At 61.6% G+C, this 14,450-nt stretch carries 7 protein-coding genes; 3 read left to right on the forward strand and 4 right to left on the reverse strand.

Going from position 1 to position 14,450, the window contains the following annotated elements; translation table 11 throughout:
• The first annotated feature begins 110 nt into the window (after nt 1–110).
• Nucleotides 111–845, forward strand: coding sequence for a recombinase zinc beta ribbon domain-containing protein (locus tag D8I30_RS01205; protein WP_162938764.1), 735 nt, complete (start codon nt 111–113; stop codon nt 843–845).
• A 1,330-nt stretch (nt 846–2,175) separates the two neighbouring features.
• Here the strand turns inward: D8I30_RS01205 and D8I30_RS01210 are convergent.
• Nucleotides 2,176–8,850, reverse strand: coding sequence for an RHS repeat-associated core domain-containing protein (locus D8I30_RS01210; protein WP_162938765.1), 6,675 nt, complete (start codon nt 8,848–8,850; stop codon nt 2,176–2,178).
• A gap of 509 nt (nt 8,851–9,359) precedes the next feature.
• On the opposite strand from D8I30_RS01210, the gene D8I30_RS01215 reads away from it, so the two are divergent.
• On the forward strand, nt 9,360–10,046 hold the full coding sequence (locus tag D8I30_RS01215; RefSeq protein WP_121481119.1) for an Ig-like domain-containing protein: 687 nt from the start codon (nt 9,360–9,362) through the stop codon (nt 10,044–10,046).
• Complete coding sequence (locus D8I30_RS01220) at nt 9,995–10,984, forward strand: Ig-like domain-containing protein (RefSeq protein WP_121481120.1); 990 nt, start codon at nt 9,995–9,997, stop codon at nt 10,982–10,984. Before D8I30_RS01215 ends, D8I30_RS01220 begins: the two co-directional genes overlap by 52 nt.
• Before the next feature lie 208 nt (nt 10,985–11,192).
• Here the strand turns inward: D8I30_RS01220 and D8I30_RS14265 are convergent, their stop codons facing one another.
• From D8I30_RS14265 to gspG, 3 genes are read right to left on the reverse strand one after another with little or no spacing between them, the layout of a single operon-like run.
• Entirely contained in the window at nt 11,193–11,876 is a 684-nt protein-coding gene (locus D8I30_RS14265; RefSeq protein WP_162938766.1) for a hypothetical protein, read from the reverse strand.
• A gap of 19 nt (nt 11,877–11,895) precedes the next feature.
• Nucleotides 11,896–13,947 (reverse strand): type II secretion system secretin GspD, encoded by a 2,052-nt coding sequence (gene gspD / locus D8I30_RS01225; protein ID WP_121481121.1) that lies wholly within the window; start codon nt 13,945–13,947, stop codon nt 11,896–11,898.
• Nucleotides 13,889–14,401: a type II secretion system major pseudopilin GspG gene (gspG, locus tag D8I30_RS01230; RefSeq protein WP_121481122.1), complete on the reverse strand. Its 513-nt coding sequence runs from the start codon at nt 14,399–14,401 to the stop codon at nt 13,889–13,891. The genes gspD and gspG overlap by 59 nt, the downstream gene beginning before the upstream one ends.
• Nucleotides 14,402–14,450 lie beyond the last annotated feature (49 nt).

Raw genomic sequence — 14,450 nt, forward strand, 5'->3', positions numbered from 1 at the left:
ACCCACGTCGGAAGCGGCGGTTCAGGGATGTCGGAAATGCGCCAGATTCGGACATTCCCCAGCATGCGAAAACGCGACGTTCAGCTGGGGCGGTGACCCCGGGGTGGCACGTGGACGCCGTCGACCCTGCATGGCGACCGCCGCACCGGCAGGACGGCATCCTGCACCAGGAACTCTATACCCGCGTCCGGGTCTTCAACCGGCGCAAGTTTCGCAAGCATCCCGACACCGGCAAACACACGTCCGTCCTGAATCCGCCCGAGAAGTGGATCCGCGAACCGGTCCCCGACCTGCGCATCATCGATGACGAGCTGTGGACGCGCGTTCAGAACAGCAAGGCCGAATTGTCCACCCTGCCCGCCGCTCATGGCCGTAAACCGAAGCGGCTGCTCTCTGGCCTGATGAAGTGCGACCAGTGCAGCTCCGCCATGACGCTCAAGGGCGGCAAGTATATCTGTTCCGGCCACTACGACCGCGGCGCCGCGACCTGCACAAACGGCAAGATCATCGCCGCGACCACGGTTGAGCGGCGCGTGCTGGCTGGCGTGAAGACGCACCTGGTCTCGCCCGAGGCGATCGCCATGGCGGTGACTCTGTACCGGGAAGCCGCCGAGGAGCACCAACGCATGGTCGAGCGCGAGCGAGCGCCCATGGAGAAGGAGCTGGTCGAAATTGGCCGGCAACTGGAAAGGGCCCAAGTCATGTTCATGGCGGGCGTGGTCGACCTCAACACGCTCAAGGCCCGAACCGCGCCGCTGGAAGAACGCCGACATGAGCTGAACGCCCTGCTGTCCGTAGCCGCGCCCCAAAACGTGCAGCTGCACCCCGGCGTCGCCGAGGCCTAACAGCGCCTGGCCGAAGATCTTCAGCAAGCCCTGGAGGGCGACGCCGGCGAAGATCTGCGCGCCGAATTGCGCAAGCTGATAGAGCGCGTGGACTTCATCCCGCTGGACGGCCTGGGCAAGTTCGACCTGCGGGTGCACGGCAGCCTGGCCGTCCTGCTCGGCCTGCCAACCAGGCCCAGAAAGCAGAAAACCCCCGTAGCGAGGGCTGCGGGGGTTTGGGATCTTGGGTGCGGGAGCAGGATTTGGTCGATACCTCACACCTATAATCAGCTTCATATCGTAGTTGCGCACACCGCACCTCAAAGTCGGTACGCGCCGAAGGCGGGGGGTTGGCTATCTCGCCGACGACACCCGGCGTACGATCGCATAGGGTGCTGGAATGCATGACTGATGCCCTGACCTGCAGCGGCGAGATTTCGCCTCCCCAAGCGCCGATCTCCCGCTAGGCAGAACTGGCGAGTTGTTGGGGAAACGCAGCATGCTTCCTGGGCGGCATCGGCCTCTGCGTTGGCAGTTTCCTGGGCCTGGTCAGCTAGCGTCTGCCGCGCGGAGAGGACGTCGTATATTCAGGCGTTCGCGCTGCAGCGGGCGCGGGTTCGCTCGCAAGCCATGGCGTATGATCCCAGTCGTCAGCTAGGCGTTGACGCGGGGGCGTTGCTAGAACTGCGGCTCGACCATTCCCCGGCGCTATCCGTTGATCGACGCCAGGGCTGGCCTGATCGGGACCCGGGCCGTGCTCCACTCCACTGATCTCGCGACGGCGGTGATGACGTTGCTGATTGCCCTGGTTGATGTCGATTTTCCAGTTGCCCGATCAGTCGACCCGGCTCCTGTCGTCACCGGCGCTAGCAACGCCCCTGATCGGCGCAGCCGTGGCGTTTGGCGGATCGTGGCTGCTTGCGTGAGCCTAATCGTCGCGCGAGACGGGTGAGTCGAGAGCGTTTAATTCCGGCTGAGTGCCGGGTGCCAAGGCCGGCCGGAGCGGTCTACTCAGCTGGCTGGGTTAAGCTAGGCCGCACCTACGCATATCGGGAAGTAAGAAAACGCTGGAAATGCGCTCCGCCACAGTTGCGGGAAAACTAAAAACCAAGCCGCCTTTTTAAGAACTTAATCGCTATCAAGGCCACCGACAAAACTGTCAGAGCAGCGCCGCCATAAAGCGCAATATAAGCTATAACTAAATATATAATATTACCTAAAAGCAAATTCCAAGGAGGCATAGATCCGAATAATACTGCACCACCAACCAAAGCAACGCCAAAGAGAAGCAATGAAAATAACTTGCCATATGTAAATCTAGACAAAATAACTCCTCCTATCCACAAGGAAACTAGCAGAAAGATACTCGCCGCTCACACCCAACCCTTGTTCCAACCGCGCGCTGCCCCGTGAACGAACCACCCAAATTTCCACTCAGAACCGACGTTCCGGCCGCTTCCGCGGCCCGCCTCCTCGGATCCTCAATAACCTCTCTATCGGCCGCGCTATTTCTAGAACCAGGCAGAGCCCCATACTCAGAATCCCTACTTCCGGTCAATGCCTCCCAAACATCAGCGCCAACGCTATTAGAATTCATCTGAGAACCATACAATTTATTGTTATCATTTACACTATTAGTAACAGAAGTCGCAATGGAAATTGCGTCGCTGAAGGACATATTTGGCAACTCAATAGAATCTCTAATAATGATATTCACACCCTGCTCCCTCAAGACCTTCGTATCCGTACTCATATAGGAAGGCAGAGTTTCCGCTCTCAGCCTGATCCCACCCCACGTAACAACTGGCCCTCCTCGCGATATGAATGCCCGGCCAGTCACCATATCACGGATCACGATAAGCTGGTGATGCATCCCAGCCCCAGGAAACGCCGGAACCTCATATGATCGACGCTCAACGGCAACCTGCATCCCCGTCGGGTCGGTCTTATTCACCGGATCGTTTGCGACATAGAGATACAGGTTGGGATCGTCCTTCGTCCCGATAGGATCGGTGGACAGAAATTGTCCCAACTGCGGATGGTAGTAGCGCGCGCGGTACTGCCATAAACCCGTCTCCGGATCGTACTGCCGCCCAGTGTAGCCGAACGGGCTGCCGCTCGGCGGGGCGGTCAGGGCGGTTCCGTCCAAGGCCGTGCCCAGCTCCCCGTTCGGAGAGTAGTTGACCAGGGAGACGGGCGCGCCCGAGGCGTTGGAGGTGGCGACCACGCTGCCCTGATGGTCGGTGTGGTGCCAGTAGATGATCCCATTGGCCCCGAGCGAGGCCAGACGACCGTCCATCGCCCCCGAGCCGTCCGGAATGAAGCGGCGCAGGATATTGCCCGCCCCGTCCATCTCGGCCACCTCGTCCGCGCCCGACCACAGGGTGCGGGTGGTGACGCCGTCGACGGTCTTCATCGTGCGACGATCCTCGCCGTCATAGGCATAGGCCGCGGTCATGCCCGGCCGGCTGACGCCGACCAGACGATTGCCCAGGGCCCAGATGTAGGTCGCCCCCTGGAAGCTGGCCAGATTGCCGTTGGCGTTGAAGATCAGCGCCTGCCCCGCCTGAGACCCGACCTGGTTCAGGTTGTTAGCCGGACCATAGGCGCGGGCGTAGGCCGTCGTCGGCAGCCATTCCAGCTCCAGCCGCGTGAAGTCGATCGAGGTCACGCGACCGGCCGCGTCTCGGCCGTAACTCCAGCCGCCCGCCACCTGCCCGGAGCCGGACGACCAGTTGTGCGTCAGGGACTGCAGGTCGCTGTCCGGTCGGAAGACCCATTGGGTATAGGTTCCGTTGGAGCGATCGAGGCGCGTGCGTCGCCCACGAGAGTCATGGGTGATCGTCGCTGAATGGCCGCCGAAGCTGACGGTCTGCGGGCGATTGGCCGCGTCAAAGGCATAGGTCGCCTCAAAGCCGTCCGGCCATTTGATGGAGGTCCGGTTGCCGGCGGCGTCATAGCCATAGGTCAGGGTCTTGGTCGCGTTTCCGATCGCCGCATCCATCGGCTGGACCTGATCGGTCGTCGGGCGGCCCGCCGTGTCATAGCCGTAGATGTGGACGTCGCGGCGCAGGCTCTCGTCCCACTGGGGATTGGGCTGGGTCGAGACATCCTTCCACACCGGTCGCCCGGCCAGATCATAGCCCGTGCGGGTGTTGCGCCCCTTCAGATAGGGCGCGCCGGCGTCATGCTCCCAGACCTGCTGGATGCGTCCCGCCTGATCATAATAGGCGTCCCGGTAGTCGCCGCCCCGCGTCTTGGAGACGACCACCTGACCGCGCTGGTCATTGATGCTCCAGGCCTCGGCGCCGTCGGCGAAGGTGGTGACGATCAGGCGCCCCAGACCTTCATAGGTCATCTGGGTCCGGTTGCCGTTGGCGTCGATCTCGGCGCTCTGCAACCCGGCGGCGTTGTACTCGTACTTCCGCCAGATGTTGGTGTTGATCCCCTCCGGACGCGCGTCGGTCAGGACGCAGGCCGGATCGCCGACGTTGGCGGTGAACCAGCGCTCAACCTGGGTCGGCTGGCTGACGGCGTTATAGCTGGTGCGCGTCGCCCGACCGCTCGGGTCCACGGCCACCACGGCGCGGTCCAGCGCGTCATAACAGATGCGGCTGACATCGCCCGAAGGGTCCGTCACCGTCAGCGGCTTGCCGGTCAGGGAGTAGGTCGTGACCGTCTGCTGCCAGGTCTGGGATCCCTGCCCCCATTCGCGGACATGGGTGAGGTTGCCATCCAGATCATAGACCCACTGGGTCTGGATATTGGTGGACGCCGGTCCGACCTCGGCCGTCTTGCGGCGAAGGGCGTCGTAGCTGGTCGTCGTGGTGTTGCCGCGCGGGTCGGTGACGCTGGTCACGTCGCCCGCCGCGTTGCAGCCGTAGGTCGTCGTCAGGTTCAGCCCGCCGAACTGCGACGAAGCGATCGATTGGCGCAGGCAATAGGCTGGCAAACCGCCCCCGCCCCAGACCTGAGCCGTCTCGATCCCCGTCGGGTCCTGCGTCTTCGTCAGCCGCCCAAAACCGTCGTACCAGAAGCGCGTCACGGCCTGGGCGTTCTGATTGTTGCGGGAGTCGAACACCGTCGGCGAACGCTGCTCCTGAACCAGCCCCTGACCGTTGTAGCTGAAGGTCCACTCGCCTTCGGCCAAGCCGCCGATCGTGGCCGGCAGGATGATCTTCGTCGGCTTGTTCCAGGTCGGGTGATACTCCGCCTTCGTCGTGATGGTCTGGCACCACCAGGCGTCCGCGCCGCAGCCCGCCTTCGGCATCTGCGTCTTCTCGATGACGTTGCCACGCTCATCGTACTTGAACATCGTCACGTCGCCCCAGGCCGAGGTCCGCGATACCAGACGCCTGCGTCCGTCATAGGTCGCCGTCGACACCCGTCCCATCTCGTCGATGTGACTCTGCAGACGGCCGTCTTTGGAAGCCTCAACTGCATAGCGGCCGCCCAACGGATCTTGTCGCTCGCTCCGGAAGCCCTCTGCGATGAAGAACTGATGCGCGCTCCGCGCCCCAGGGGTCGCAATAGCGATCGCATCGCGCGCCTCCATAACGCGATCGAGGCTATCGTAAGTATAGCGCAAGATCGGCATCGACGCGCTCGACGGCCCATAGACCTCGTCGAGCCGGTACCTTTGCTTGACACCCGAAGCGACCGAGATCGTAAAACGATGCACCCGACCAAGCGCATCCGTATGGCTCAGCTGATTGCCGAAGCCGTCTCGTTCGATCAGCACGGCGCGCGAAGCATTCGCTCCGTCGCGGAAACCGCCCTTGCCGCTGTCGATAAAGGTGATCTTGGCGCCGAGGTTGTTCTTCACTTCCGTCAGTTCGGAAGGGAGGTAGGTATTGGATTGCGTGTAGACGAGATCGACGTTCACGCCGGATGGGAAGGACCATTTCGTCATGCGGAAGCCGCGGCTGATGCGGCAATCCACATCGCTCTCAAAATAGGTTCCAAAGTGCTGCACGCTGCCGTCTGCAGCGCGCAGTTGGAACGACATCCCCGAGTAATTCCAGCCTCGGCTGGTGATATAGAAAACACTGCCGTCATGGCACCCTGGGTCGATCGCCAGGGGCGTTCGGGCGCCCGTTTGCGTAAGGCTCGCAAAAGCAGACGCTCCGGGCGTGAACCAGGCGCCGGCGTGATCCCGAATGAACTGTCGCCCATCCGTTCCGACGGTTGTCGACACCACATTGCCGACGATCTGTCGCGCCCACCAGGCGCTCGACAGGACCGCCGCTACGTCTCGTTTCATTTCATCCGACGGCGTCGGCGCGGTCGATTGGTAAATGTCCTGAAGCACCAGGAAAGCAGCGACAGTGCCAACGGCCGCCCGCACATCCGACGCTCCCATAGCTTCCAGCCCGCTGCTAGAAATGGCGAGTTGGGTGTTCCAGTTCGTGGTCCACGGCCCCCTGGGAGGAACATTGGTTCCCGGCGCATCGAACTGCTCGACGGTCCCGCCGTTCCATTCAATCGCTGCGGTCAGACTGTAAGGGAATTCGCCCTGTCCGACGCTTAGCGACGCCGGACTCGTGTAGTTCACGCTTCCCGTCGTGAGATTGACGCCAGCGGCTCCCGAACGATCGACAAAGCCGTCTTTCATCGCGTCCGCGGGTTTGGCCGGATCATAGTGAGCGACGTGAATCGGCTCAGCTCCACCGCCGCCACCCTTAGCGTTTTTGTACGGGCCGATGGTGACATGAGCGATCTCGACTGGCTCACCGGCAAGGTCGAACCGCGTCGCGACCAAGGCTCCGCCTCGCTGCATCGAAAATCTGTGTCGATAGATATAGGGCTGAGAGTCCGGCGTATATGTTCCAGCACGCTGTCCCGGCCCAAGAAAGGCGTCCTCCGAAGCGGTGACCCGGAACCCAGCGTCGGCGTATTGCTGAATAGCTTCCGCTACACGCCCTCGCCGGCTGGTCATTTCCGCTGAACCGATGGCCGGTTCGCCGCCTCCATGGGTGCCCATCGAATTGGTCGTTGTCTGGCCCTCCACCTTCGTCAACGCCAAAGCCTCGAAAGCGTTGGTTGCGTCGTAGCGATAGAAACGCCGCGCCCCCGTGCCGCCGGCTTGCTGGTCCTCACCGGCAGGCGGAGCATTTCCCCATTCAAATCGCGTAGCCGTCGAACTCACATCAGGCATATCAGCAATCTGACCGATCACGCTGCCCTCCAGCGTCGCCAGCGTATTGGCGATCGCCTGCGTGGCCGCTCTCCTCTTGGGGACATCGCTCGTCCAACTGGTCAGACTGAAACCCGTATCGATGTCCACACGATCGGCGCTGTCGGCAACATCATAAGTCCAACGCGCTGCTGCAGGCGGTGTGGAAAGATTACGAGCGCTCACCCAGCTATCGCCGGCGACGACCCCGATCGAGTAGTGGTGTTGATACGTCGCTTTCGCGATTTGAGCGTGGATTCCCGCCGCGCGGGAGGCTTGAGCGAGCCATGAGGCTGCGATCGCTTCGCGACGACCATCTCCGGTCGTGCCAGGAGGCGTGTTTCCACATGTTTCACATCCCCCCGGATAACGCGGCTTAGGAAGGCGACCGTCGTTCCTTGTCCCCCAACGCTCGACAAAGCCTCTCCCCGTCTCCCCCCATCCGGTGACGATCGTGAAGGGAATAACAAAGTCGACGCGCTTTTGGACGACCGTATCCATATAGGTCCCGGCGACTCCGCCCGCACCGTTTGCTACATAAGGAGAATTCAGCGTCAGCGTCAGATCGCCATAGCTCAAGCGAGCGCTATGAGGTTCCCCAAAGCCAACAATACGCGTTCCACGACCGAACCCGTCGGTAACCGTAAGCCAACCGGTCGAACTCGTACCCGAAACGGCGTAGGAGGTGGATAGCGTCAGTTTTTGACCATAGATATCATCGGAATAGAACTGATGACTGAGCGCAACGGGATGCGTCCCGTCCGGGAAAGCCTTGGTAAGAGAAACGTGCAGCGACGCCCGATAGGCATCCGGCACATTCCCGGTCCATGTCCGCTGAACATTTGAAGGATAAGGCAGTGCCGCCTGCCTGATCCCACCCACCGGAATGGCCAAGGGCGCGATGCTGCGACCTCCAATAAGGTCGTCGAGATCGCCGTTCGGCATGGCCTGATCAATATAGAAGCGCAGCGCCGCAGCTCTACCATTGAGCTGCGCCTGCAGGCCTGCGGCGTTCATAGAGCGAACGAACGGAACGTTTCCGGCGACACCACTCTGCCCTCCGCTCAAGGCCTGCGACAGAGCCTGGCCTGGCGTCAATCCGGACACCGCAGTGAGATCTGCCCCAGCTTTCGTAGTATAGGGCTTGTACGAGGGGTCAAAAACGACCGGCGCCCCTTCAACTATCGCCTCCACCCACACATGACCCAACGTCACACTGCTCAGCGACGCAGACCCATAATTACAATCCGCTACCGTCGTTGAATTTACGCTAGCGGGTATACCGCCATTCGCCAGCAACTGGCAGGCCGCTGTAGCATTGGAAATCCCCGTCCATGCGGAGAACTGAGCTCCCGTCAGTTCAATTGTACCGACCTTGTAGCTGGCGGTGATCCCCGCAGCACGGAACAAGCCCACCAGGAGCTGAGCCTGATCAAAAGGATTGCCGCTGCGATCAATGAGGGCGCCCAGCCCCCCCTTTCCAACGCCATACGTAAACGTCGTATCCACGCCATTTCTGACGAATGCGAATATCTGATCCGGATCGTTTCGCAGCGCTCGCGCCCATTCGGTAAACTCGGCATAGGGAGCATTGAGGGGCGTTCCAGAGCCGACAGCGATACTGTTCGTCGAGGTCAAGGACGTTGAATAATAGCTATTCGCGGCGCTCGGAGAAATTAAGGGAGCCGCACCGATCTTGACCGATCCAGAGGGCACAGATGATGAAAGCTCCGGCTCGTCGGTTTCTTCTTGGGCCAACGTCCGAGAGACGATAGCGCCCGCCCCCAACACAGCGACCCCAGCAATCAAGCCGACGATAGCGCGCGTCTTGCCAACCCTGAATCCAAGCACGGTAAGCCCCCTCAACCGTTGCATTGGAGCGAAGCAAGCACGACGCTCGCGTTTTGAAAACCCCCGTTACGCACTTTTAGTTGTATGGGGTTTACTCGCCCCTATCGCCGAGCATAGGCTCCCTCCATCGTCGGGGGGCGGCTCATGAGAAAAATAGATCAACCTTCGCCAAGACCGCGTCGCGCAATCGACCATGCGAAACGCCTTGCCAGCACCATACGTACTAGGGTTTCCAAGACTGTCGATCTCGACCGTTGGCGAGCCGCCCCTAGCTGGAGAGCTCGGATTCAAGCGGTTTCCTGGTCCAGAGCCGCAGCTTTAGCCGGGGTAGCCGGCATCCTCTTCGCAACCATAGCGGTTATGCTTCCTCGCGGCGTTAGAGCCTATCCGCCGCCGCTGCCGACCCAAGAGACGCTCACACTCCGTGACCAAGGCCTCAAGCGCTTTGAAAGCTCGCCGCCGCCCGGCCTGATCGAGGCCAATCGCTCAGCCCATCAGGATCGCGCCAAATGATGCGAAACACGCTGACCGCCACCGTTTCCGCACTCGCCATTCTGAGCATGGCCGTTCCCGCCCAGGCCGGCGTCCAATACATCTACGACAACGCCGGCAGGTTGATCCGTGTCGAATATTCGAGCGGCGTCACTATCCGCTACAGCTATGACGCCGCAGGCAACCGACGCGAGATCACCACTACCCAGCTTCCTAACCGCGCTCCGATCGCCGTCGATGACAGCGTCTCCGCCGTCGCATCAAACACCATAGACATCGATGTCCGCGCCAATGACTCGGATCCCGATCGCAATCCGATGACCATCACCGCCGTCTCGGCCGTCTCGGGCGGAGGCACAGCCACCATCATCGGCGGCGGAACACTCGTCCGCTACACCGCGCCGTCCACGACCGGCTCCAAAACCTTCACCTACACCCTCTCAGACGGCAAAGGCGGGACCGCAAGCGCGACCGTCACGGTCGTGGTGAACGCCGCCCCCAACCGCCCGCCGGTCGCCGTCGATGACAGCGCCTCTGTCATAGCCTCGAGCGTTGTCGACATTCTGGTGCGCGCCAATGACTCGGATCCCGACGGCGATGCACTGACCGTCACCGCCGTCTCGGCAGTATCGGGCGGGGGACCGCGACCATCATGGGCGGAGGAACCCACGTCCGTTACACCGCGCCCGCCGCCGTTGGCGTAAAGTCGTTCACCTACACCATTTCCGACGGCAAGGGCGGGACGGCAAGTGCGACCGTCACCGTCACCGTGAACGCTCCCGCCAACAATCCTCCCAGCGCAAACAACGATTCCGCCTCGCTCACCGTCGGTGAAAGCACGTCAATCATGGTGCTGGCCAATGACAGCGACCCCGACGGAGACGCTATATTCGTTTCGGACGTGAGCACGCCGACGGGAGGAAGCGCGAGTGTCGCGCCAGGCGGCGGGTATTTGATTTACAACGCCCCGACGACCGCCGGCACTTACAGCTTCTACTACTGGATCAGCGACGGTCGTGGCGGAACCAGCGCCGCAATCGTCTATGTCACCGTCAATCCGCCACCAAACAGGCCGCCTATAGCCAATAACGATTCAGCGACAACCGGCACATCGAACAGCAGTTTTATTTTTGTATTAAACAATGACTTCGATCCAGATGGAGATCCCCTGACCATCACCAGCGTGTCAGCCGTCAACGGCGGCGGTGTCGCAACGAATATGAGCGGCAGCTCGATCCGCTTCGATGCGCCGGGCGACCCAGGAGTGAAGACTTTCACTTACACCATCAGCGATGGTCGCGGAGGAACAGCGAGCGCAACCGTAACCGTCGACGTAAGCTCGTCGAACCGCCTTCCCGTTGCTGTCAACGATGTCAGAACCGTAAAAAAAGCGACAACGACATCCATTTCAGTACTAGCAAATGATAGTGACCCTGACGACGATCCCTTAACAATTATTTCGGTAACTGTGCCTTCAGCGGGAGAAGTTAGCATCGCCCCTGGAGGAAAGCACGTTGTATACGTTGCACCCAACTGGACCGACGTAAACACCTTCTACTACACCATAAGTGATGGCAAAGGTGGTACAGCGACAGCTCTCGTTCGCGTAACAGTCACAAATCCTGGAGGACCACTGGATTGAACAGCCACAGGTCTTCCGGGCGCCAAAATAACGAGATCCTGCGCAAGGCTCAGCCTACGCGCAGTGCGACGGGCACCGTCACGCCGACGATATCGAGCCGGCTGCAGGGTTATGACGATTGCCTCATCCTACTGCCACTAGCAGCTCGTCGGGCACCGCAAGACATCCAGCACAAAGCGCTCCCTAGGCAGCTTAGATCATCCCTCGCCTAATCCTGCCTCTGGCCTAAACCCTTAGGGGCAGCGTCTAGCCTGCATTGACGGGACAGTTTCCCGTCGAGCTTGCGGTAGTCATGCACGCGCCAAGCTACCTGTGGATTGTCAAAGCGAGCTCGCACCCAAAGGACCTGATCAGCGCGCCCTTTTTTAAGTATAGCGCGAACGTCTACCTGATCCCCGCGTTCAAGCCTAACGTTAAGAGGAGCTTCCGGGAGGCGCAGGCTAGCCGCAAACGTTTCGGGCGCGCGGCCAAATGTGGCGACCCGCCTGATACAATCCTCTTCCACGGTCGATAGCCCGGCTGCACTTGCCCACGCCGCCATACCCGAGATGCCCTTGAATACTTCTCCATGGTCCTTAGTGCCTCCCATGGCACTTCGGATCACTTCATCGTCGTCCATTGCGAGATCAACCTTGATCTCCGGAATTGAGGCTTCCACCATGATCAACCTGCCGTTTATGAGAACCGGCTCAAGCTGAAGCGCTTGCGATGGCCTCTCCCTCTTGATCGCGATATCCGCCAAGGTTTGGGCTGCGACTGACTCCAGTGAGATACGGTCCAGGATCGCCCGTTCCCGCGACGCCGCACTCACCAGATAACTTCTCGCCGACACGGCCAAGGCCGCGCCCAGTGTCGCCAACCCAAAAGCGAACGACACCGCCAGCAGCGTCACATAGCCTGATCGGCTAGGATCACCGGACCGGTTCAACCGGCATTCCCAGGGCTTGCAAACGCCCAAGCATTTCACCCGTCACGGCATCGATATCCTGGCGCGCACGGATCACGGTCGGTCGCAAGAACATCACCAATTCCGTCTGGCGCTGTGTGTCCTCACGCGAGCGGAAAAGCGCGCCCAGAGCAGGGATGCGGCTCAGGTAAGGCACGCCCGTATCTCCAAGGCTCCGGCTGGACCTCAGCAAACCGCCCATCACCACGAGTTGCCCGTCATCGACCTGAATCCGGGTCGACAGGCGACGCTGCTGGATCGTCGGCGAGTCGATATCCGAACTGGTGGTGCCGGCGACCTCGCTGACCTCCTGCTCGACCTGAATGAACATTCGCCCGCTCTCGCTGACACGCGGCGTCACGGAAAGAACGACGCCCGTATCCCGATACTGCACCGAGTTGACGACGCGGCTGTCGTCATTGAGGCCCGTCGCCGTCTGAGTGATGATCGGCACCTGATCGCCCACCTGCAGCTGCGCGCTTTCGTTGGATAGCACCAGAATACGCGGCGTCGATAGGAGTTGGACGTCCGTCACTGCCGACAGCGCGTTCAGCACCGCGCGCACGTCCATGTTCATGTAGCGCAAAGAGAAGCCAGGGAAGCTGGATGCGGCGTCATCGCTCGCTCCGGAACCGAAGCCTCCGGTCAACTTCCCATCATCGAAGAACCACTGCACCCCATAACGAAGACGGTCATTCAGCGTCACCTCGGCGATCGTCGCTTCGATCAGAACCTGCGGCGGCGGCGCGTCCAGTTGGCGGACGATATCCATCACGTTGCGATACTCGGCGTCGTCGGCCAGCAAGATCAGCGCATTTGTGCGCGGATCGGCTGTCAGACGTAGGCCGGCAGAACCCGCGCCCACAACAGCGCCAGCAACGCTAGGCGAGTTGGCGGACATGCTCCCGGAAGCCCCCGGAGTCGGCGGCGGCGTCGATGGCGATGTGCTCGAAGCGACGTTCGCGGACTGTGCAGGTCGCGACGCCGCGGAGGACTGCCCACCATCCAACAATGCGCCGAGAGTCGTCACTAACTGCTCGGCCTCGAGGTTGGCCAGGGGAATGGAACGTAGTCGACGCGAGGCCGGGGGCGGCGACCGATCAAAGCGCGCAATCCACTCCGCAGCCCGGTCAAGGCCGGCAGACGACCGCGCCACGACCAGCAGACCGTTCAGCCGATTCAGTTCGACGATCTGGATCTGGCTACCCATGGGGCCGTCGGGTCCGCCGAAAACCTGGCGAATATCGGCGGCGATCTCCGCCGGACTGGCGTAGCGAACCGGGATGAACTGCAGGCTCTTGCCCTGAAGCCAATCGACATCCAGCGAACGGGCCGTTCTGAGGAGGGCGTTCACCGTAGTGGGGTCGCCCGTGATGAACAGTTGCTCCCGCGACGGATCGGGGCGCACCTTCGCCCCTTCGCCTGCCAGAGACTCCAGCAGCCGCGCCAGTTCCGCCGCGCTGATCTCGCGCGCTTGATAGATCACCGGCCCTGACACCACGCCCGTGCCTTCGCTGGCTAGCACCGGCGGGCCGTTCAATCCTCTCGCGCGCGCCTCGGGCACGACGGCGTAGCCGCGTCCCTCCGAGATCAGAGCGGCCCCGGATCCGCGCAGGGCTCGATCGAAACTGGCCAACGCCTCGGCTTCGGTCATGCGGCCCGTCAGGGTGAAGGTGAGGTCGCCCTGAACGGCGGCGTCGACCCGGAATGAGCGCCCCATGGAACGGCCCAGCACTGCATCGGCGACGGCGGCGATCGGTGCTTGATCAAAGGCGACATTGAAAATGCGAACCGGTGATCTGGGCTCAGCGGGGGGAAGCGGCGCCCCCCGGCCATCGACGCGCCAGGCGCCGTCGTCGGCGCTTTCTGGATCGCTGACCGCCTCTACAGGAGGCGCTGATGTCGGATATCGGCTCTGCGGCAAGGTCGCGAGCCCAGGTTGGATGGCGCGCGGCGTCTCACAAGCGGCGAGCAGAAGAAGTGCGGCCGAAGCGGCCGTAGCTGAATAGGGTTTCATTCGCCGGGCCGCAGGATGATGTCGCGTTTGAAGCCCTTCCCCCCGGCGCGGCGTCGGCGCCCAGGCTGGTCAGGGTGAACTTCTCACCCGGTGTGGAAGGCGGCTCATAGAGGATGTCGCCGCCCCAGGGGTCCTTCAGGAGGCTGCGTTCGGACAAATAGGGTCCAGCCCATTCGGGAGCGTCCGCAGGCGGCGCCAGCAAGGCTTCAAGCCCCTCACCTTGTGCCGGATAGCGCGCAAGGTCGGCTGAATACATCTCCAGCGCCGCTGCAACGCTCTCGAGCTTGAGCCGGGCCGAACGCGCCTTGGCGCGGTCCATCTGCCCCAGCGTCTGAGGCACGATGATCGCGCTGATCAGACCAATGATAACCAGCACAACCAGCATCTCGGTAAGGGTGTAACCCACCCGCGCACGACGCCGGATATTGATGTTCGATTGCGGACGACGACCCATAGCTCCCCCCGGAACAACGCGCTACTTATGGTGGAGTATAGGGGGAGCC

The organism is Brevundimonas naejangsanensis (assembly GCF_003627995.1).
GTDB classification, from domain to species: domain Bacteria; phylum Pseudomonadota; class Alphaproteobacteria; order Caulobacterales; family Caulobacteraceae; genus Brevundimonas; species Brevundimonas naejangsanensis_B.

What these genes read in the sequence shown, in the direction of transcription:
- D8I30_RS01220 (WP_121481120.1), top strand. Translation starts at nt 9,995, where the DNA reads ATGGGCGGAGGAACCCACGTCCGTTACACCGCGCCCGCCGCCGTTGGC.
- D8I30_RS01215 (WP_121481119.1), top strand. Translation starts at nt 9,360, where the DNA reads ATGATGCGAAACACGCTGACCGCCACCGTTTCCGCACTCGCCATTCTG.
- gspG (WP_121481122.1), bottom strand. Translation starts at nt 14,401, where the DNA reads ATGGGTCGTCGTCCGCAATCGAACATCAATATCCGGCGTCGTGCGCGG.
- gspD (WP_121481121.1), bottom strand. Translation starts at nt 13,947, where the DNA reads ATGAAACCCTATTCAGCTACGGCCGCTTCGGCCGCACTTCTTCTGCTC.